This is a genomic window from Paenibacillus sp. TAB_01 (genome assembly GCF_043945595.1).
GTDB lineage: Bacteria > Bacillota > Bacilli > Paenibacillales > NBRC-103111 > Paenibacillus_S.
The window spans coordinates 3,498,479-3,517,943 of sequence record NZ_JBIFNP010000001.1 but is presented as its reverse complement, the minus strand read 5'-3'; the positions used below and the strand labels follow the sequence as shown (position 1 = coordinate 3,517,943).

Annotated in this window: 15 protein-coding genes and 1 pseudogene; 14 read left to right on the top strand and 2 right to left on the bottom strand. The window is 51.8% G+C overall.

What is annotated here, in order from left to right; genetic code table 11:
• The first annotated feature begins 64 nt into the window (after positions 1-64).
• Positions 65-1,981, top strand: a complete 1,917-nt coding sequence (locus ACHHV8_RS16945; protein WP_395159877.1) for a PAS domain S-box protein — start codon at positions 65-67, stop codon at positions 1,979-1,981.
• 60 nt (positions 1,982-2,041) lie between these two features.
• Here ACHHV8_RS16945 and ACHHV8_RS16940 read toward each other — a convergent pair whose 3' ends face one another.
• A complete protein-coding gene (locus tag ACHHV8_RS16940) occupies positions 2,042-4,261 on the bottom strand; it encodes a helix-turn-helix transcriptional regulator (protein ID WP_395159875.1) in 2,220 nt (739 codons plus the stop codon).
• 327 nt (positions 4,262-4,588) lie between these two features.
• Between ACHHV8_RS16940 and ACHHV8_RS16935 the strand changes: the two genes are divergently transcribed.
• The 13 genes and pseudogenes from ACHHV8_RS16935 to ACHHV8_RS16875 all read left to right on the top strand — a co-directional run bounded on the left by ACHHV8_RS16935 (position 4,589) and on the right by ACHHV8_RS16875 (position 18,679).
• Positions 4,589-6,118, top strand: coding sequence for an extracellular solute-binding protein (locus ACHHV8_RS16935; RefSeq protein ID WP_395159873.1), 1,530 nt, complete (start codon positions 4,589-4,591; stop codon positions 6,116-6,118).
• 89 nt (positions 6,119-6,207) lie between these two features.
• A complete protein-coding gene (locus ACHHV8_RS16930; protein ID WP_395159871.1) occupies positions 6,208-7,110 on the top strand; it encodes an ABC transporter permease in 903 nt (300 codons plus the stop codon).
• A 17-nt stretch (positions 7,111-7,127) separates the two neighbouring features.
• Positions 7,128-8,000 (top strand): carbohydrate ABC transporter permease, encoded by an 873-nt coding sequence (locus ACHHV8_RS16925; protein WP_395159869.1) that lies wholly within the window; start codon positions 7,128-7,130, stop codon positions 7,998-8,000.
• Between the two features lie 38 nt (positions 8,001-8,038).
• Positions 8,039-9,019, top strand: coding sequence for an ABC transporter permease (locus tag ACHHV8_RS16920; RefSeq protein ID WP_395159867.1), 981 nt, complete (start codon positions 8,039-8,041; stop codon positions 9,017-9,019).
• Positions 9,020-9,030: 11 nt separating this feature from the next.
• The gene (locus tag ACHHV8_RS16915; protein WP_395159865.1) at positions 9,031-9,888 is read left to right on the top strand and encodes a carbohydrate ABC transporter permease; all 858 of its coding nucleotides are present in this window, start codon (positions 9,031-9,033) and stop codon (positions 9,886-9,888) included.
• Positions 9,889-9,934: 46 nt separating this feature from the next.
• Positions 9,935-11,464: an extracellular solute-binding protein gene (locus ACHHV8_RS16910; protein ID WP_395159863.1), complete on the top strand. Its 1,530-nt coding sequence runs from the start codon at positions 9,935-9,937 to the stop codon at positions 11,462-11,464.
• A gap of 32 nt (positions 11,465-11,496) precedes the next feature.
• Positions 11,497-12,663, top strand: coding sequence for a Gfo/Idh/MocA family protein (locus ACHHV8_RS16905; protein ID WP_395159861.1), 1,167 nt, complete (start codon positions 11,497-11,499; stop codon positions 12,661-12,663).
• Between the two features lie 34 nt (positions 12,664-12,697).
• Positions 12,698-13,777 carry a Gfo/Idh/MocA family protein gene (locus ACHHV8_RS16900; RefSeq protein WP_395159859.1) on the top strand — a complete coding sequence of 360 codons (1,080 nt, stop codon included), beginning with the start codon at positions 12,698-12,700 and terminating at the stop codon, positions 13,775-13,777.
• An 18-nt stretch (positions 13,778-13,795) separates the two neighbouring features.
• Positions 13,796-13,969: a hypothetical protein gene (locus ACHHV8_RS16895; protein WP_395159857.1), complete on the top strand. Its 174-nt coding sequence runs from the start codon at positions 13,796-13,798 to the stop codon at positions 13,967-13,969.
• Positions 13,970-14,104: 135 nt separating this feature from the next.
• Complete coding sequence (locus tag ACHHV8_RS16890; protein ID WP_395159855.1) at positions 14,105-15,694, top strand: glycoside hydrolase family 43 protein; 1,590 nt, start codon at positions 14,105-14,107, stop codon at positions 15,692-15,694.
• A 411-nt stretch (positions 15,695-16,105) separates the two neighbouring features.
• The gene (locus ACHHV8_RS16885) at positions 16,106-16,954 is read left to right on the top strand and encodes a nucleotidyltransferase domain-containing protein (RefSeq protein ID WP_395159853.1); all 849 of its coding nucleotides are present in this window, start codon (positions 16,106-16,108) and stop codon (positions 16,952-16,954) included.
• A 90-nt stretch (positions 16,955-17,044) separates the two neighbouring features.
• Positions 17,045-17,545, top strand: a complete 501-nt coding sequence (locus tag ACHHV8_RS16880) for a DinB family protein (protein ID WP_395159851.1) — start codon at positions 17,045-17,047, stop codon at positions 17,543-17,545.
• Positions 17,546-17,624: 79 nt separating this feature from the next.
• A pseudogene (locus ACHHV8_RS16875) lies at positions 17,625-18,679 on the top strand (chymotrypsin family serine protease).
• A gap of 208 nt (positions 18,680-18,887) precedes the next feature.
• On the opposite strand, the gene ACHHV8_RS16870 reads toward ACHHV8_RS16875, so the two are convergent.
• Complete coding sequence (locus tag ACHHV8_RS16870; RefSeq protein WP_395159849.1) at positions 18,888-19,232, bottom strand: hypothetical protein; 345 nt, start codon at positions 19,230-19,232, stop codon at positions 18,888-18,890.
• Positions 19,233-19,465 lie beyond the last annotated feature (233 nt).

The following is a 19,465-nucleotide window of genomic DNA, read 5'->3' as shown; positions in this document are numbered from 1 at the left end:
GGAAGGGGTAATGACCTTAGGGGTTTGTCCACCCATGCGCAAAATCAACTACGGGGGTAAACGTATGCATAATTATGGTGTTCTTGACCATCACATTTTATTCGATCACGTGTATAAACATGCGCCGATAGGTATCGCTCTGGTCTCTATGGATCGTACATGGATGAGCGTCAATCCGGCGATGTGTAAAATTTTCGGATATAGCGAGGCGGAATTAATTGTCCGTTCACCGGATGAGCTGACGTATCCTGAGGATAAACAATGTAATGAATGCCATATTCAAGATCTTTTGGATGGAATTACCAACAGCTTCCAGACGGAGAAGCGCTATATTCATAAGAACGGAAGCACCCTCTGGACCTCTTTAAACGTTTCCCTTGTCCGCGACCCCGAAACCGGAGAACCCGTCTACTTCATCGCCCAGATTATAGATGATACACAGAATAAGCTTGCGGAGCAAAAGCTGCAGGAAAGCGTGGAACGCTATACATCGTTAAAAAAATATAATCACGATGCCATCATTTCCTTTGGCATGGATGGCCGTATTATTAACGGAAATCTAGTCACGGAGCACATGACCGGCTATATGATCGAGGAGCTTGTCGGACACCCGATTACTATCCTGATTGGCGAGAGAAATATGAAGGACATTTTAGCGGGTGAGAAGAACTTTTCGGAAATCGAAAAAAATATCGGTTATATCTGGAACAAGGATGGAGGCACAGTTGAAATTTTGGCTACCTTGGCCCCGATTATCATACATAATCAAAATACGGGTTTTTATATTATAGCCAAAGATATGACGGAACAAAAACGACTGATTATCGAGAAGGAAGCCGCTGAAAAAACGAATAAAGCCAAGAGCGAGTTTCTGGCGATGATGAGTCATGAAATCCGTACGCCCATGAACGGCGTCATCGGAATGACGGACCTGCTGCTGGAGACGAAGCTGGACGAAGAGCAGCGGGAATATATTGAAATCATCAAACAAAGCGGCAATACTCTGCTGACGATCATTAATGATATTCTGGACTTCTCCAAGATCGAGTCCGGCATGACGCAGATTACGGAGGAGCCGTTTTATGTCCGGGCCATGCTGACGGAAACATTAAATATCATTATGCCGAAGGCGCTTGAAAAAAACCTGGAGATCTCCACCTCGGTGGATCAGAAAGTGCCTGCGATCGTCATAGGAGACGATACGAAGCTTAGACAGGTGCTGCTCAACCTGTTGAGCAATGCGGTTAAATTCACGACAACGGGGTCGGTTGCCATCGGAGTGGAATGCTTATCGCAGGCTAACAACAGGGTATGGCTTCAATTTGCCATTCGGGATACCGGAGTCGGCGTGCCGGCGGAAAAATCACACCGATTGTTCGAGCCCTTCTATCAGGTGGATCATTTCATGACGCGCAAAACGGAAGGAACCGGGCTTGGACTGACGATTTGTAAAAAGTTAGTCCATCTGATGGGCGGCGAAATCTGGTATGAACCGAATAAACATCAACCCGGCTCCACGTTTATCTTTACGGTTAATCTGCGTATGGAAGAGCGGCCGGATTGCCGCAGCAAGGATATGAATGCGCAGCTGAGCACATGGAGAGAGGATAAGCTGAATATTCTAATCGCCGAGGATAATGCGGTCAATCAAATTGTAATGAAGAAAATGCTTGGCAAGCTCGGATATGAGGCAGATATCGCAGAGAACGGATATGAAGTCGTTGAAGCGGTCAAACGTTATCCGTACGATATTATTTTTATGGATGTGCAAATGCCTTTATTGAGCGGGATCGAAGCTACGCAGACTATCAAACAAACCTGTGCCGGCAAAGCCCCGTTTATCGTTGCGGTAACCGCGCATGCAATCAAAGGGGACAGCGAAAAATATTTGGCTGCAGGGATGGATGAGTATGTGAGCAAGCCTGTCAGTATGCAGGCCGTATCCTCCGCCATTCAGAGGTTCATGGATCGCCGCCGATGACAGTTCCTACATGAAAAACGCCAGAAGCGCAGCTTTAGCGCTCTGGCGTTTTCTGTTATGCTAGCCCGGTCCCAGCTTGCGGAATTGTCCCGGCGGCAAGCCGGTCATTTTCTTGAAGGTGCGCGTAAAGCTTTGGGCGTTGCTGTAATAAAGCTTTTTGGCGATTTCGTCAATGCCGATATCCGTTTCCAGCAGCCATTGCTTGCTGATTTCGATGCGTTCGACCAGCAGCAGCTCGGTAAAAGTCGTTTCGTATACTTCCTTTAACGCCTGTTTGGCAACCGATACGGGAATGCCAAGCGGCTTACAGCAGTCCTCAAGCCGAATATCCTCCTGCACATGCTCCACGAGATATGTCTTGATTGTATGGGCGACCTGCTCCATTTGATCCTGGTATTCCTCCTGCAGCATCGAGATAAGCGTCTCTGCCTGCTGGTCCAGCCATTGCAGCCATTCTTCCAGTGTGGACAAGCCGAGCAGCCTGTTTAATGCGGGAGCTTCCAGAGGGCGGTTCAGCTCGGCGCCGATCTCCCGGTAGACGGACAGGGTCAGATCGACAAGCAAATGCTGCAGCTTCCGGTAATCCCGCTCGGGGGCCGTGGCCCGCAACCGGTTCAAGGCATAACGGGCTTCTTCTCTATTGCGCGAGCGGATACTGTGAATCAGATCCTGCTCTATTGTACGGGACTCGTCGAAGGAAAGAGAAACTTCCTTGACGGCGGACAGTTCTTCATAATACAGCACCTTGTTCGTACCTAACGAGAACCTTTGCTTCAATACTTCAAGCGCTTCCGACGAAGCCAGGTGCAGCTGCCGGGTGCCCTGTCTCGGCTGACTGACGCCGATCGAGACCGTGATGGGAAAGTTGTCGGAAATAAAGTGGTGAATCGTTTGCAGCTTCTGATTCATTTGCTCCCGGAAGGCGGTCTCGCTCTGATCGGTAACGCAGAGGACGCCCGCCAGCTTCCCGTCGCTAAGCTTGACGGCAAATCCGTTATCGGCCAGCACCTCCCGGACAACACAAGCGATGCCGTATCCGAAATAAAATAAATCCCACTCGGAGTAGCTTTCCTTCAGCTGGTTGTAATAATCCATTTCCACGGCGAAGCAGCAGTACGTCGCATCCTCCTGCAGCGGCAGCCCAAGGTGTTCGACCCAGTCCTCCTTGGAAATAATGCCGGTTTCCAGCAGCTTACGGATATAGGCTTCCTTCGCTTCGGGCATCATTTCCTTCAGCCGGCTTTTCAGCTGGAACACATGAGAATAAATTTTCTCAAATTCGTCCTTGCTTTGCTTCGTGGCGGACTTGGCGCCGGCGTTTTCGTCAATCAGCCGAATAATTTTATTCCATCCGCGGAAGAATACATGGTTGCTTGCAACGGCGGCCAGCACAGCCAATATCACAGCTGCCGCTACGATCAGCAGAGTAAGGTTGCGGAAGGCAATGATTTTGCTCAAAAACAGCTTGTCAGGGACAGCAAGTCCGAAGATCCAGCCGGTCATTGAAGAGGATACGCAGGTGACCAGCATCCCGTTCTTGTTATAGGATTCGGACTGTTCCGCAGGCAGCGCGGTGATCTGCTCGTCGTGCGCGAGGTTGCGCGTAATTTCTTCGATGCCGGTAAATGTGCCTTTGCCGATCGGCAGCCCTTTTTTATCCATAATAAAGGCGGTGCCCAGCTGTGAAGCATTGTCGTCGGTGATGCCCAAGTAATCGTAGAACAGCTTCGAATTGACATGAAATAACAGATACGTAGAAGGCCCGCTTACAAAAATAGGAAGCTTGCGGATATAAACATAGGTAGACGCGCCGTTAGAGTCTTTCGTCAGAAAGGCGTAATCCGTATTCATCGCCGCAAATTCGTCAAACAAAGAAGCGTAGCCCATGTTATAATCGCCAAGGGCAGGCTGGGAGGAAATCTGATTCTTGGCCAAAGGATCGTAGAGTACGACATTGTCCACGTAATCCAAGGAGGCTTGAACCCGAATGAGTAGCTGGACGAGCGCCAGCATATCGAGCTGATTCGTTTTCAGATCCCCCGGCTGATTTAACCATTTCTCAAAATCGGGGATTTTCTCCATTTGTACAGCGGATTGATTCAGCTTCGTAAAGTAATTTTCAAAATGATCGCGCGTTCCTTTTAGCGTCGAGAGGTGAGCGCTTTCAATTTGAGAACGGATAATATCGGATGCCTGGCTGAAAATGACCAGACCTATGAGCACGATACTAAGCGATGTGACAAGGATATTCGCTATCGCTATCTGCATTTTTTTAGACATCGGGTTTCCCCCCTTACAAGGATGTGCAGGTTTCATTATACATGAGGTCTATAGGTGATGGAATAAGTAAAGTGAGAAAAGACGCCCGTTTGGGCTTAACAATTCGTGCAAATTGCCACAAATTCAAAAAAGATAAGTGTACCATTCCGCAAAATTCGGGGAAATTCGCGATTTGTAAATTGCGGAGGGGGAAGCTTGAAGACATAATAAGCGGTATAGCCAGCGCATGGTGATGACTTCAGCAGCACCCAACAAATAACCAAGCAACCAAAAAAACCAAGCAACCAAAAAAACCAAGCAACCAAAACGAGAGGGGTTATGTCATTTATGAAAGGATTCAAACAAAGAAAAGCGGCTATGCTCGCAGGAGTGAGCGCAATGCTGGTTTTATCCAGCGCCTGTGCAAGCCAGTCGCAGGGGTCAGCTACACAAGGGAAGTCGGGAGACGGGCCTGTCAATCTGAACCTCGCCTATTATATTGGCTGGAATACGCCGAGCATCGCGAGGGAAGATAATCCTTCCTTAAAGTATTTGGAGGATAAGCTGGGGATTCGGATGAATCTGACGGCTGCCGCACCGGACATCTATAAAGAAAAGGTGAAGGTCATGGTAGCATCGGGCGATATCCCGGATGCGTTTGCCTGGACCGATATGGACGACTTTATTGTAAAGCTGATTAAATCCAATGTAATCGTACCGCTGGATAAATACGTCGACGAATACCCGAATTTGAAAAAAGAAAAGCCGCTCTTTTTAACCAAATATCAAGGGAACATTTATGGACTGACGAGCGTGCGTAACCCGATCGCTTCGCAGGACATTCCGCTGATCCGCCAGGACTGGCTGGACAATCTCGGATTGAAGGCGCCGCAAACGCTGGATGAACTATATAATGTAGCGAAAGCGTTCACGAAGGACGATCCCGACAAAAACGGCAAGCAGGATACGTACGGTCTGCAGCTTGGCAACACAGCGGCCGGCATCTCGATTCGGGGCACGACCGGGATCACGCAAGCGTTCGGCATCAAAAATTACTGGGTGAAGGAAGGGGATAAGGTCGTACCGAGATTCGAGACCGCCGCCTTCAAGCAGTATTTGACCTGGATGAACAAGGCATTCTCCGAGGGCATGATCGATCCGGACTTTGCCGTATCCGACGCGCAGACCGCCGACTCCAAGCTTGTGCGTAAAGGCCAGGCCGGTATCATGTTCAACTTTACGACGCGGATTTACGATTTCGAGACGAACTACCAGAAGACGAATCCGAACGCCAAGCTAATTCCGCTCGAAGCGATCAAAGGGCCTAACGGAGACCAAGGGGTCACCGGACGCGTGGATAAAGGCGGTATCTTCATCTCGAAGAAAGCGGCCGACGATCCGGTCAAGATGAAGAAAATTATGGAATGGCTGGACTACGGCGCCAGCGAAGAGGGCGGTATCTTCTGGAACTATGGCGTCGAGGGCGTACATTATAAGAAATCGGCGGAAGGCAAGATCGAGCCGGATACGAAAATATTCGAACGCGATATGCCGCGTACCTTTACTTTCACACTGCCGGTTCAATCGACAGATGAGCTGTATATTTTCCCGCAGAATACGAAGGAAGCACAAAACCTGGTCGTGAAGGGACATAAGATGAACGAGCCTCATCTGGTTATGGATGAAAGCCAGCTGCTGTTCTCGCCGACCTATGCCAAATACTCGATGGAAGCGGAGAAATTTATTCAGGATAATACTGTGAAGGTCATTATGGGTCAGGTAAAAGTCAGTGATTGGGACGGTATCGTCAAACAGTGGTATGACCGTTTCGAAGGAGCGAAAGTGGTACAAGAAATTGCGGAAGCAATGAAAAAATAAAATCATCCGATCAGATGCGGAAGGCGGGCGGCAGACAGGCAGAGGCTTGCCCGCCGGAAGCATGACAAGAGGGCAGGTGCATATACGACATGACGATGATGTTAAAGAGGTGGAGGGCCGATAAGTACTTGTACTTGATGGCTTTGCCGGGCTTGCTGTATTTTGTTGTATTCCATTATTTTCCTATGTGGGGCATTGTCATTGCATTTCAGGACTACAATCCGTTCGACGGCTTGATGCACAGCGAATGGGTCGGCTTCGATCATTTCACAAGGCTGTTCAAGCATCCGGATTTCTGGCTTATTCTGCGGAATACGCTGGTGGTCAGCATATTGAATATCGTTTTTTTCTTTCCCGCTCCGATCGTGCTTGCCTTATTGCTGAATGAAGTACGGACGGCCTTTTTCAAGAAAAGCGTTCAAACGGTCATTTATTTGCCGCACTTCGTGTCTTGGGTCGTTATTTGTTCGCTCACGATTTCGCTGATGAACTCCGAGGGAGTGCTCACGAAGCTTGTGCACGCGATGGGTTATCCTCAGCTTCAGCTGCTTATGGATAAATCGCTGTTCTGGGGCATTATTACCGTGCAAAGCATCTGGAAGGATGCCGGCTGGGGAACGATTATTTTCCTTGCCGCACTCGCGGGCATCAGCCCGGACCTGTACGAATCGGCCAAAGTGGACGGCGCTAACCGCTGGCAGCAGACGATTCATATTACACTGCCGTGCGTGATGAATACGATCATTATATTGCTGATTCTGAGGCTCGGACAGGTCATGAACATTTCGTTCGACCAGCTGTATATTATGGGTAACCCGTTGGTCAAAGAGGTAGCGGAGGTGTTCGATACCTACGTATACCAGGCGGGCGTGCTGCAGGGGAATTTCAGCTATGCGACGGCGGTGGGGATATTCAAATCGGCGGTCGGATTTCTCCTGATCATTACAGCGAATTATATTTCGAAGAAAACCAGCGAGCATCACTTATTTTAGCATAAGGGGAAGATGGCATGAAAAAGTTACGCTTCGGCAGCTTCGCTTTTGATGCGGGCAACTACGCAGCTCTGGCCCTTTTGGCTGTCCTGATGATCTTTCCGTTCTGGAACGTGCTCGTCAGCTCAATCACCGCGCCGCATCTCGTGCTTGAGGGCGCCATCCGGCTGTGGCCGGAACAATTAACCTTCGTCGCGTTCACGACGATATTTAATACGCCGAATTTTGTAAAAGTATTTCAGAATACGGTTTTTATTACCGTTATAGGCACATTCATCAGCATGCTGCTGTCGGTTCTGCTGGCGTATCCGCTGTCCAAGAAAAGGCTGGCGGGCGCAAATGCGATGGCGTTTGCCGTATTTTTCACGATGATGTTCAGCGGAGGCATTATTCCGTCCTACCTGCTAGTCAAGAGCCTTGGCATGATCAACACGCTATGGTCGCTCATGATTCCCAATGCCATTAACGCGTTCAACATTATGATTCTCATCAGTTTCTTCCGTACGCTTCCCGAGGAGCTGGAGGATTCCGGCCGAATCGACGGCTGTAACGACTTTGGTATTTTGTTCCGTATTATGGTGCCGATCTCGATGCCGATTATTGCAACGCTCACGCTGTTTTATGCCGTCGCCCAGTGGAACATGTTTTTCCAGGCGGTGATGTATATTTCGAATCCGAACAATTACACCCTCCAGGTGCTGCTGCGCCAGCTGCTTATTGTATTGACCTCCGATGCGGTAGCGGCTTCCCTGAGCGAGGATGTTCCCCGGATTGGCGTTACGGTGAAGCTGGCCATGATTGTGGTGTCCACGGTACCGATTCTGCTCGTGTACCCGTTCCTGCAAAAGCATTTTGCCAAAGGAATGATGCTCGGTTCTGTGAAAGGGTAGTGTAATGCGGTAAGGAAACGTTTGAGAGGGGGAGGAGCATGATGACGGACAAGGACGTGCAGCGGATTGCGCCTAATCTGCGAACCGTGCCCGGAGCGGGGAGCTCTGCGCAGCTGCAGCTTAGGCTTGCAAAAGTATGGAAGTTCAGATGGCTGTACCTGTTTATGCTTCCGGGTCTCGTGTATTTCTTTATATTTAAATACGTTCCCCTATGGGGACTCATCATGGCCTTCAAAAACTATCAGCCCTATCAGGGGTTGATGAAGAGCGAGTGGGTGGGCTTCGCCCATTTCGAGCGGTTATTCGGGATGGCGGATTTCTGGATGCTGTTCCGCAATACAATCATTCTCGGGCTCTATAATCTGCTTGTGTTTTTTCCAATCACGATTCTGCTTGCCCTGCTGCTGAATGAAGCGCGGAGAGAGATGTTCAAACGGTTCGTGCAAACCTTGATCTACGTGCCGCATTTTCTTTCGTGGGTTGTTATTGTCGGGATTTCCTATGTGCTGCTGACGACAGAGGGCGGGATCATTAATGAGCTGCTGAAAGCGCTCGGCATGGAGCAGGTGGAATTTTTGACAAGCACCACCGCTTTCCGTCCGCTGATCGTGCTGCAAATGATATGGAAGGATGCCGGCTGGGGAACGATCATCTTTTTGGCAGCGCTTGCGGGAGTGAACCTTCATCTGTATGAGGCGGCCAAAATCGACGGGGCGAACCGGTTGCAGCAGCTGTGGCATATCACTCTGCCGTCCATTCGCAGCGTGATCGTCATTTTATTCATCCTGCGTCTGGGCAGCTTCCTCGATCTCGGCTTCGAGCAGATCTTTCTGATGCTGAATGCCGTCAACCGGGAAGTCGGCGAAGTATTCGATACGTACGTCTACCGGGTCGGCTTGCAGCAGGGACAGTTCAGCTACAGCACGGCGGTAGGTCTGTTCAAGTCGGTCGTCGGATTGATTCTGGTGCTGATCGCCAACAAAGTCGCCAAAGGGTTCGGAGAAGAAGGCATTTACTAGGGGGGAATAAGATGGAGCTTCATCGTTCCTTTGGAGAAAAGCTGTTCGAGTTATGCAATTACTTGTTTCTGGGCCTGGTCGGCCTGCTGACCTTTCTTCCGTTCGTTTACGTGCTGGTGACCTCTTTCTCTGCGGATAATGAACTGTGGCCGACCCATTTTACGCTGGAAGCGTATCAATATATTTTCTCAACCCATACGTTTCTGAAAAGCCTCGGCGTATCCGTATATATTACGGTGCTGGGCACCTTTCTGAGCTTGTTCACGACTTCTCTGATGGCCTATTCGCTGTCCTACAAGGAACTGCCAGGAAGAAGCAAGTTCATGCTGCTGATTTTGTTCACCATGCTGTTCCAGGGCGGCATGATTCCAACCTATTTCGTGGTCAAACAGCTGCATATGATCGATTCCTTGTGGGCCTTGATGATCCCGAGCTTGATCAGCGCGTTCTACCTGATTATTCTCCGCGATTTCTTCTCCAGCGTGCCGCACGAGCTGATCGAATCCGCCAAAATGGACGGCGCCCACGAGATCACCGTTCTGCTGCGCATCGTGCTGCCGTTGTCGCTGCCTTCCTTGGCGGCTTTCGGACTGTTCTATGCCGTCGGCATCTGGAACCAGTATTTTAACGCGATCATGTTCATTAATACGCCGGACAAATGGCCGGTTCAGGTGCTGCTGCGGCGCATCGTCGTGCTGGCTTCCGGCGGGCTCGGCGACAGCGGAAACAGCGGTGAGGCCGTGGCCTTCTATGGTCAATCGGTTAAAATGGCCGTCATCGTCGTGTCGACGATACCGATCCTGCTCGTGTATCCGTTCCTGCAAAAGCATTTTGCCAAAGGAGCGCTGCTCGGTTCCGTCAAAGGATAATTCCCGTCCCAGGGAAATCCGATAAATAGAATACAGGAGGGTTTGTATGAATACGAGAACAAAAGCAAGGCTGAGCGGGCTTGCAGCCGCCGCCCTGGCCGCATCCTTCGGGCTGGCTGCCTGCAGCAGCTCCGACAGCAATCCGTCTGCTTCGTCGCAAGGAGGGACGGACAACAAGCCGTTGTCCGTAAAGATGGCGCTCAACTTTGACGGCAAGGACGTACCGGTAGCCGGCAATGAAGTGCAGAAGGCCATTGAGTCGTACACGAATACGAAGCTGGAACTGACCCAAATTTCGAGTAACGATTTCTGCAGCAAGCTGCCGGTCATGATCGCTTCCGGCGATCTGCCCAACATCATCGCCAGCTGCGGAGCGCCCAGCCAATCGTATCTGATCAGCGCCGTACAGAACGGGGCCTTCTGGGATATCACTCCATACATCAAGGACTATAAGAACCTGTCGCAAATGCCTGCAATGGTGTACGACAACGTCAAGATCGACGGCAAGCTGTACGGGGTGCCGAGATACCGTCCGCTCGCCCGTTATGTATGGTCTTACCGGAAGGACTGGCTGAACAACGTAGGCCTGCAGCAGCCGAAGACGGTCGATGAGTTGTACAATATGCTGAAGGCATTTACAAATAACGATCCGGACAAGAACGGGAAGAACGATACTTACGGATTAACGATGATGGTCAAGAACGATACGTTAAGACCGGACTTCGGCGTTGTTTTCGGATCTCCGCTGCTGTGGGGGAACAAGGACGGCAAATTTATCCGTGCAGAGGAAACGCCGGAATATTTGGAAGGCTTGAAGTTTTCCAAAAAGCTGTTTGACGAAAAGCTGATCAATCAGGATTTTGCGGCGATCGATGTGCCGAAGTTCGAAGGAGATATCGAGAACGGGAAAGCAGGCGTTATCAATGAAGCGACGAACAAGATTCAAACGTTTGACGCCCGCGTGAAAGCGCATAACCCGAACGGGGCGATTGACGCCTTTGCGGCGCTTCAGGAACCGAAGGGCACCTTCCTTGCCGGAGAACGCGGTTCGAACGGCATTCTGATGTTCCCGAAAGCCAGCGTCAAGACGGAAGCGGATTTGAAGCAGCTGCTCGGCTTTATCGACAAGCTGTCGGATAAACCGATGGCGGATTTGCTCGAATGGGGAATTCAAGGAAAGCATTATGAGCTGAAAGACGGCAAAGCGGTGAGAACGAACCAGGAGGCGTTTGACAACGAAGTCGGCTTCCCTTATAAATATCCGCTCGAAACCGTTCCTGTCAACAATATCCGGACGGAGGGCGTGCTGGACCCGTTGACCAAGCTGCAGCTTCAGCTGGAGGACGATAACGCCAAATTGGCGGTGGGCGATCCGACCATGACGCTCCTTTCCCCAACCTGGGCGGAGAAGGGCCAAGAGCTGGTTCAGATTCTGACCGACGCCAAAGTAAAATTTATTATGGGCAAAATCGACGAGGCCGGCTGGAATGCGGCGCTGGATAAATACCGCAAGGCGGGCGGCGACCAGGTTGCCAAGGAATATGCCGATGCCTACGCCAAAAGCGCCAAAAAATAAAGCATAAGAAGAGATAAGGAGTGCAGGAGAAGATGATAAACGTAGCTGTTATAGGAACCGGCGTTATCGCCAATTCGCATTTGGAGGCTTATGTAAAATCGTTTCAAGGACGCTGCAAGGTCGTAGCGTTAATCGACATTTATGAGGATAAGGCTCAGCAGCTGAAGGACAAATTCCAGTTAGACTGTGAAATCGTCAAGGATTATCATGATGTGCTCGACCGTGACGATCTTCACCTCGTTTCCATCTGCACGCCGCCTTATACGCATGCGCAAATCGCGGTCGATATGCTGCATGCAGGCAAGCATGTCCTGGTGGAGAAGCCGATGGCTTCCTCCCTTGAGGAATGTGACCGCATGCTGGAGGCGGCGGAGCAATCCAACCGGATTCTATCGGTTGTCGGTCAAAACCGCTTCCGCGACCCGATCATGAAGCTGAAGCATACTTTGGACAGCGGGAAAGTAGGCAAAGTCGTCCATGCGCAGGTCGATTCGTTCTGGTGGCGCGGACACTGCTACTACGATCTGTGGTGGAGAGGCACGTGGGAGAAGGAAGGCGGCGGCTGCACGCTGAACCATGCGGTGCATCATATCGATATGCTGCAGTGGATGATGGGGATGCCGGACAAAATCCAGGCGGTCATGAGCAACACGTCCCATGATAACGCGGAGGTGGAGGACCTGTCCGTGGCGATCCTGTCGTATGGCAACGGCAGCCTGGCGCAAATTACTAGCTCCGTCGTCCATCACGGAGAGGAGCAGCAGGTTGTATTCCAGACGGAGAAGGCGAGAATTTCGGCGCCTTGGAAGGTATATGCGTCCACCTCGAAGGAGAACGGGTTCCCGATTCGCAATACCGCTCTGGAGGAAGAGCTGGACGCAGCTTACCAAGCGATGGAAAGCCTGACGTACACCGGACATGCGGGACAGATCGACAACGTGCTGACGGCCATTGAGAACGGATCGCTCGATGTGTTGATTGACGGCCGGGAAGGACGCAAAACGCTGGAGCTGATTACAGCGATTTATGAGGCTTCGACAACGGGCAAAAGCATTCAGCTGCCGCTTACAAAGGACAGCAGCCTGTTTTATTCGAGAGACAGCCTGCTGGCTAATGCGCCGCATTTTTACGTGAAAACATCGTCCGTCGTTTCCTTTGCCAAGAACGAGATTACGCTGGGCAGCGAATACAAAAAATAATGCAAAGCTGGACGGAATAGAGGAGGAACTATCCATGCAAGTTCAAGATGGTATGAATTACGCGCCTAAAGGGAAGCCGGCTCCGGTATGCGAGCCGGGAGCTTTTCCCTTCGCAGCCATCGGGCTGGACCACGGGCATATCTATGGAATGTGCAACGGGCTGATCGAAGCGGGCGGCACCTTGAAATGGGTGTACGACCCGGACCCGGCAAAAGTAGACAAGTTTGTGCAGACGTACCCGGGGGTACAGATTGCAAGGTCGGAGCAGGAGGTGCTGCAGGATTCATCGGTCAAGCTGGTCGCAGGGGCCGCCATTACCTCGGAGCGCTGCGATTTAGGCTTGCGCGTCATGTCGCACGGCAAGGATTATTTTACGGATAAAGCGCCGATGACGACGCTGGAGCAGCTCGAGCGCGCACGGCAGAAAACAGCCGAGACCGGGCTGAAATACGCCGTCTATTACAGCGAGCGATTGCATGTGGAGAGCGCCGTTTATGCGGGGCAATTGATTCAGCAGGGAGCGATCGGACGCGTATTGCAGGTAAGCGGCTTCGGGCCGCATCGTATCAATGTGCCGTCGAGACCCGACTGGTTCTTTAACCGCGATCAATTCGGCGGGATTCTCTGCGATATCGGCAGCCACCAATGCGAGCAGTTTCTGTTCTATACCGGCGCTAAGGATGCCAGAGTGGTGAACAGCCAGGTGGCCAACTACAACCATAAGCAGTTTCCGGCCTTCGAGGACTTCGGCGACTGCAACCTGGTCGGAGGCAATGGAACGAGCGGATATTTCCGGGTGGATTGGTTTACTCCGAACGGGCTGAGCACGTGGGGAGACGGCCGGACGATCATTTTGGGTACCGAAGGCTTTATCGAGCTGCGTAAATATGTCGATATCGGCCGTGATAAGACGGGCAATCACGTATATCTCGCCAACCATGAAGGAGAGTACCATTTCTCAGTCAAAGGGAAGGTCGGCTATCCTTATTTCGGCGAGCTGATCCTGGACTGCCTGAACCGGACGGAAATTGCCATGACGCAGGAGCATGCCTTTAAGGCAGCGGAGCTGTGCCTTATTGCGCAAAGGGACGCCAAGATGCTTGAAGGCGTCTAAGAGCAGCGATCTGCTCGAATGTACGATGAAGCAATGAACTTGGAAATACTCCCTGCAGCCTTTCCTCCAGATGGAAGGGGCTGGGGGAGTATTTCTTTCGTCTCCGGCCTGCTGAAACAAGGAAGAAAAAACAAAAAGAGGATTGAAACCGGACAAAGGTTTGGATATGATAGAGATATGTTCATATTATAGAATTGTGTTTTATAATATAAAACAATTAGCTGTGCTTTGACATCCTGTTCGACAGAGGCGGCTGACGCTTTTGAGAACGCTTTAATTCGAAGTACCAGCCGTGCCCATTTTATTTACAAGGAGGAGTTTCTAGCTATGAGCACTATTGTTAACCCGATTTTGCGGGGATTTAATCCGGACCCTTCGGTTTGCAGAGTAGGAGACGATTACTATATCGCCACTTCGACGTTCGAATGGTTTCCGGGCGTGCAGATTCATCATTCCAGGGATTTGGTCAACTGGCGGCTGCTGACGCACCCGCTGACCCGCAAATCGCAGCTTGATATGCAGGGCGATATCGATTCCGGCGGCGTATGGGCGCCGTGCTTGACCTATGACAACGGCACTTTTTATTTGATTTATACCGATGTGAAGAGCAGAATCGGCGCCTACAAGGACACGCATAACTATTTGGTTACGGCGACAAATATCGAAGGGCCATGGTCCGAGCCCATTTTCCTGAACAGCAGCGGCTTCGATCCTTCGCTGTTCCATGACGATGACGGGCGCAAGTGGCTGGTCAACATGCTGTGGGATTCCCGCAAGGGGAACAATAAATTCGCAGGGATCGTCCTGCAGGAATATTCGGTGGAAGAACAGCGGCTGGTCGGTCCGGTCAAAAATATTTTCAAAGGTACGGAGCTGAAGCTGACGGAAGGCCCGCACTTGTATAAACGTAACGGATATTACTATTTATTAACCGCCGAGGGCGGCACGCAGTATAACCATGCCGTGACGATGGCCCGTTCGCTCACGATTGACGGAGTTTACGAGGTGGATCCGTTCAATCCGATTCTTACGTCCGCCGAAAGACCCGAGCTTGCACTGCAAAAAGCAGGCCATGCCAGCATTGTCGACACGCCGGCCGGCGAGTGGTATATGGTCCACTTGTGCGGCAGGCCCGTTAAGGACAAGTTCTGCAACCTTGGCCGCGAGACGGCGATCCAACGCTGCGAATGGACCGAAGACGGCTGGTTCCGCCTGGCCGGCGGAAGCCGCTATCCGGAGCTTCACGTGCAGGCGCCCGACCTGCCGCCGCATCCTTTTGAAAGCCCAGCCGAGAAGGACGACTTCGACGCTCCGCAGCTGAACGTGCATTGGAGCACGCTGCGCATTCCGGCCGAGCCGGACTGGCTGAGCCTGGAGGAGCGGCCCGGGTATCTGCGGCTGCGCGGCATGGAGTCCATGATCTCGATGCACAGGCAGAGCCTTGTCGCCCGCAGGCAGCAGTCGTTCCGCTGTGAGGCGGAGACGTGCCTCGAGTTTGAACCGGATTATTTTCAGCAGATGGCCGGCCTCATTATGTACTACGATACGAAAGATTACATATACCTGCGCGTAACCCATGATGAAAATCTCGGTCCATGCCTGAATATTCTCCAATCCAAGGACGGAGTCTACGACGAGCTGCTGGAGCAGGATATCTCACTGCAGGGGAACCGGTATCGTCTGAAGGTAGCGATCGACAGAGAAACGGCGCAATTTTATTACAATGATACTGCGCAGGATGCTGGGGAATGCGAATGGAAAGCGGTGGGCGGCCCTATCGATATTACCCATTTATCCGATGATTTCCCTGCGTATATCCGGTTTACGGGCACATTTGTCGGAATGTGCGCGCAGGACTTGTCCGGAACCCGCAAGCACGCGGATTTCGATTATTTTATTTATCGGGAGCTGGACTAAAGCCGAACCGCAGCTGCACATCGAGAACCTTCTTTGCCCCGTTCTGCTTGAACGGGGCAAAGAAGGTTTTTTGGACATATCGGAATTTATAGCTTTTCGGGGTCCCCGCAAAGTATCTGAGTCCGCTTCGAAGCATAAGCTCCACTTTGGAGGCCACTGAAAAACTAGCGGAGAGTACGGAAACGTTCTGTAGAAGCGAAAGCGTTCGCCTTTGTCCTTGGATTTCAACCGCTTTAAGCGGAAGATATTCAAAGAAATCCAGGGACAACAGCGATCGGAAGAATGTTCCGTACTCGTAGCGATGACTTTTTCAGTGGCCTCCCACTTTGTGGGGTTATTTTACGCTGATGCAGGACATTGCTACTCCTCCGAAGAAGGAATGTGGGAAGAGGAAAGGAGTGCAGATATCGTATGGAGCATCAGCCTATGATTTCATGGATTGTGAATACGCTTCAACAAGTCCCGGGGGTGAAAGCCATCGTGCTCGGCGGCTCAAGAGCGAGAGGCACGCATACGCCGGATTCGGATGTCGACATAGGCCTGTATTACGACCCTGCCGTGCCGCTGAACCTGCCGGCGCTGCAGCAGGCGGCACGGCAATTGGACGATGCCGCGCGCGAGAATCTTGTAACGGAAACCGGCGGCTGGGGGCCCTGGATCAACGGGGGAGGCTGGCTGACGGTTCAGAGCCGTCCCGTCGACCTGCTGTACCGCGATTTGAACAAGGTCGCGCAGGTGATGGAGCAGTGTCTCGCCGGGCAGGTGACGATTGATTATCAGCCGGGTCATCCGCACGGATTCATTAACGCCATCTATTTCTCCGAAATCGCGCTCTGTCAAATCTTGTGGGACCCGTCGGACAGCATCACAGCGTTAAAGAAAATGACGCTTTCGTACCCGCCCCTGCTGCAAAAGGCGATGATCGGCAAGTTTTTTTGGGAAGCGTCGTTTGCACTGGAGCAATGCAAGAAGGGGATGCTTAAACAGGATGCCGTTTATATGGCCGGCTGCGGCTTCCGGGCCTTGTCCTGCTTGAATCTTGTGCTTTTTGCCATAAACGAATGCTACTGGATGAACGAAAAAGGGGCGGCCGCCATTGCCGGTACCTTAGACAAAGCGCCCGGGCAATATAAGAGCAGAGCGAACCGTATCGCATCCTTCATTAATGAAGAACGCCAGTCTTCCGAGCAGGCCTGCCGCATGCTGCAGGAGCTGATCCGGGAAACGGAGACGCTTCTTCGAAAAGAAGGGCTTGCCTAGACCGGCAATCGGGAAGAAACCGGGAAAGCGATTTTATACTAGATTAAGAAGGGATACACCTTTAAATAGAAAAAGAAGGAAGGAATGACATTGAGCGAGCTATCATTAATCGAGGCATTCAAGAGCGATCTGCAGAAATACTCTCTGGAACAGCTGAGATACACGGACGGGCAGAGCTGGTCTCTCGGACAACTGTACAGCCATGTGATCGTCGTATCTCTTGAATACGTTGACCGCCTGGAGAGCTGTGCGGCAGCCTGTGAGGAACAACCCCAAGGTAAGACCGAAGGAGGGGAGCAGCTGTTTCGGCTGGGCGGGTTTCCGCCGGTCAAGATTCAACTGCCGGATCTGCCCGGCAATACCCCTGACAATACGGAAAGCAGGGAGTCGCTCGCAGCAGGGCTTGACCGGCTGCTGGAGCTGATGAAGAAATGGAAGGATAAGGTGGACGGCGTGAACCCCAACTGCAAGATGAAGCACGGGGGCTTCGGCTGGCTGAACGCGCGCGAATGGTACGCGCTTGTAGGTATGCATCTGCGTCACCATTTACGGCAGCAAAGCGAGCTGGAGCTCAAGCTTCCTCAGAGGTAAAATCAGGCGGATACCCAAATCACTTTTCCGTTTCCGCTAATACACTATCGTATTCAAACGGAAACAGGTGATGAGGGGAATGGCTACATTTGCCGCGGCTTATGCCGCAAAACAGCGAATGTCTCGTTCAATGCTGAAGCATACGAAGGTCCACGGAATAGGTATAGGTTATCTGGATCCGAAGCGTACGCATAAAGGAGCGGCCGTCATTGTTTATGCCGATGCGCTGTCCGCCGCTTCGCTTGGGATCGCTTCCGTGCAATCCGCTTGGGTTGGCGGTAAAAGCGTTCCGGTCCCGTGCGGGTCGTCCGCACTCAAAAAATCCGCTCCCACGCCAATTACCGCGGGCGTATCCGTCCGGTGCCCGCCGGCTACAGCATCGGAACAAGCGCGGCATCAGGGACGCTGGGGCTGATCGTAACGAATTTTCCCGGCGCGACGCAGCGGTATATATTCAGCAACAATCATGTGTTGACGAGTCCCACCAATACGCTTAACGGCGCTGCCACGCTGCAGCCCGGCGGAGCCGATAACGGGCGTCCGGTAATAGACCGCGTCGGCCGCTTGTCCCGTATCGTGCAGTTAAGGCGCAATCAGGATAATCTGATGGATGCGGCCCTATCCCTGCCTGTGCGCAACAGTATCCTGAATCCCAGGTATGCGACCGTCGGCGTGGTCCCGGGGCATGTTACATCCTATCGGGTCGGCGAGCGATTTAAAAAAGTAGGCAGGACGACAGGACTGAGGAATGGAACCGTTGACTCGGTCCATACGGATATCCAGGTCGACTACGGCGGGACTTTAGGCGTGCTCACCTTTCGCAATCAGACGGTCATAACAGGCACCAGTCCGGTTTCGCTGCCCGGGGATTCCGGCTCGGTCTGGTTAAGACGGGCCGATAACTATGCGGCCGCCGTAAACTATGCCGGTAACGATACCGGCTTGCTCTCGGTTGCTTTTCCCGTGGATTCGTTTATGCGCCGTTTCCGGACGCGGGTAGCCCAGCCGGGCGGAGCCGGAAGAGTCAAGCGCGTGAATACAGGCAACCGCAATCCGGCATACGCGCGGCGGCTCACGGACAAAGAGCTCTCCTCCGTGAAAGTTCTGCCGGTGCGGCGTTCCAAGCGCAGATGACCTAACTAGATCTTGGTGCATCACAGCGCGCTGCTTTAAATAAAAAGCCTTCCTTAGCATGATGGCCTATGACCGGATTCCCTCTGAGAGAGGATGTCCGGCATGCCGCTAAGGGAGGCTTATTCATTGGTGAAGCGGGGGTTCCTGCTAAGCGTCCGAATGCGGCGCCGGGCTGTCGTTCCGGCGCGCGATGGGGGATTGATCGCTGTTATCTTCTTTTGGTAATCAGGTAAGGAGTAATGGAGCGTGTGAAGTTAGTAGGGTTCTGTATGAAGATGATCCAACGGTTGTCGCTGATCGGAAAGCTGTCTGTTGGCCATGCGGGGAGCAGAGCGCTGATCGTCCAGCCTCCACTGATAACGACACGGCCCGAAGGGGCTCTCAAATCAAGGGCAATAGTAGTGTTAGGGCCAATCTGTACGGGACTGAGTATAAGGCGCCGAAAGCCGTCGCCCAGGTTTTGAGTTACGCGAACCTGTTGTGAGGTAAGGACGATGGTTTTGCTTTGATTCAGTTTTTTGCTGCTGACGAGTTTCTTTGCTTTTGCTTTCATACTTCTTCACCTCCTTCAGGTTTGATAGAATACTATATGCAGCAGTAGATTCATAGAGTGGACGAATCGGCTGATCGATCCATCCAAATCTATCGTGAACCTGCATCCATACCGCTCTGCATGTATCAGGCCCCGCGTCGGTCTCGGCTGCTTCATTCATGAAAGATCAGTCTTTTATCATTGCAAAACTATTGAATTTCTGGGGGAATCAATAGAAAATAAAGGGAGCCGCA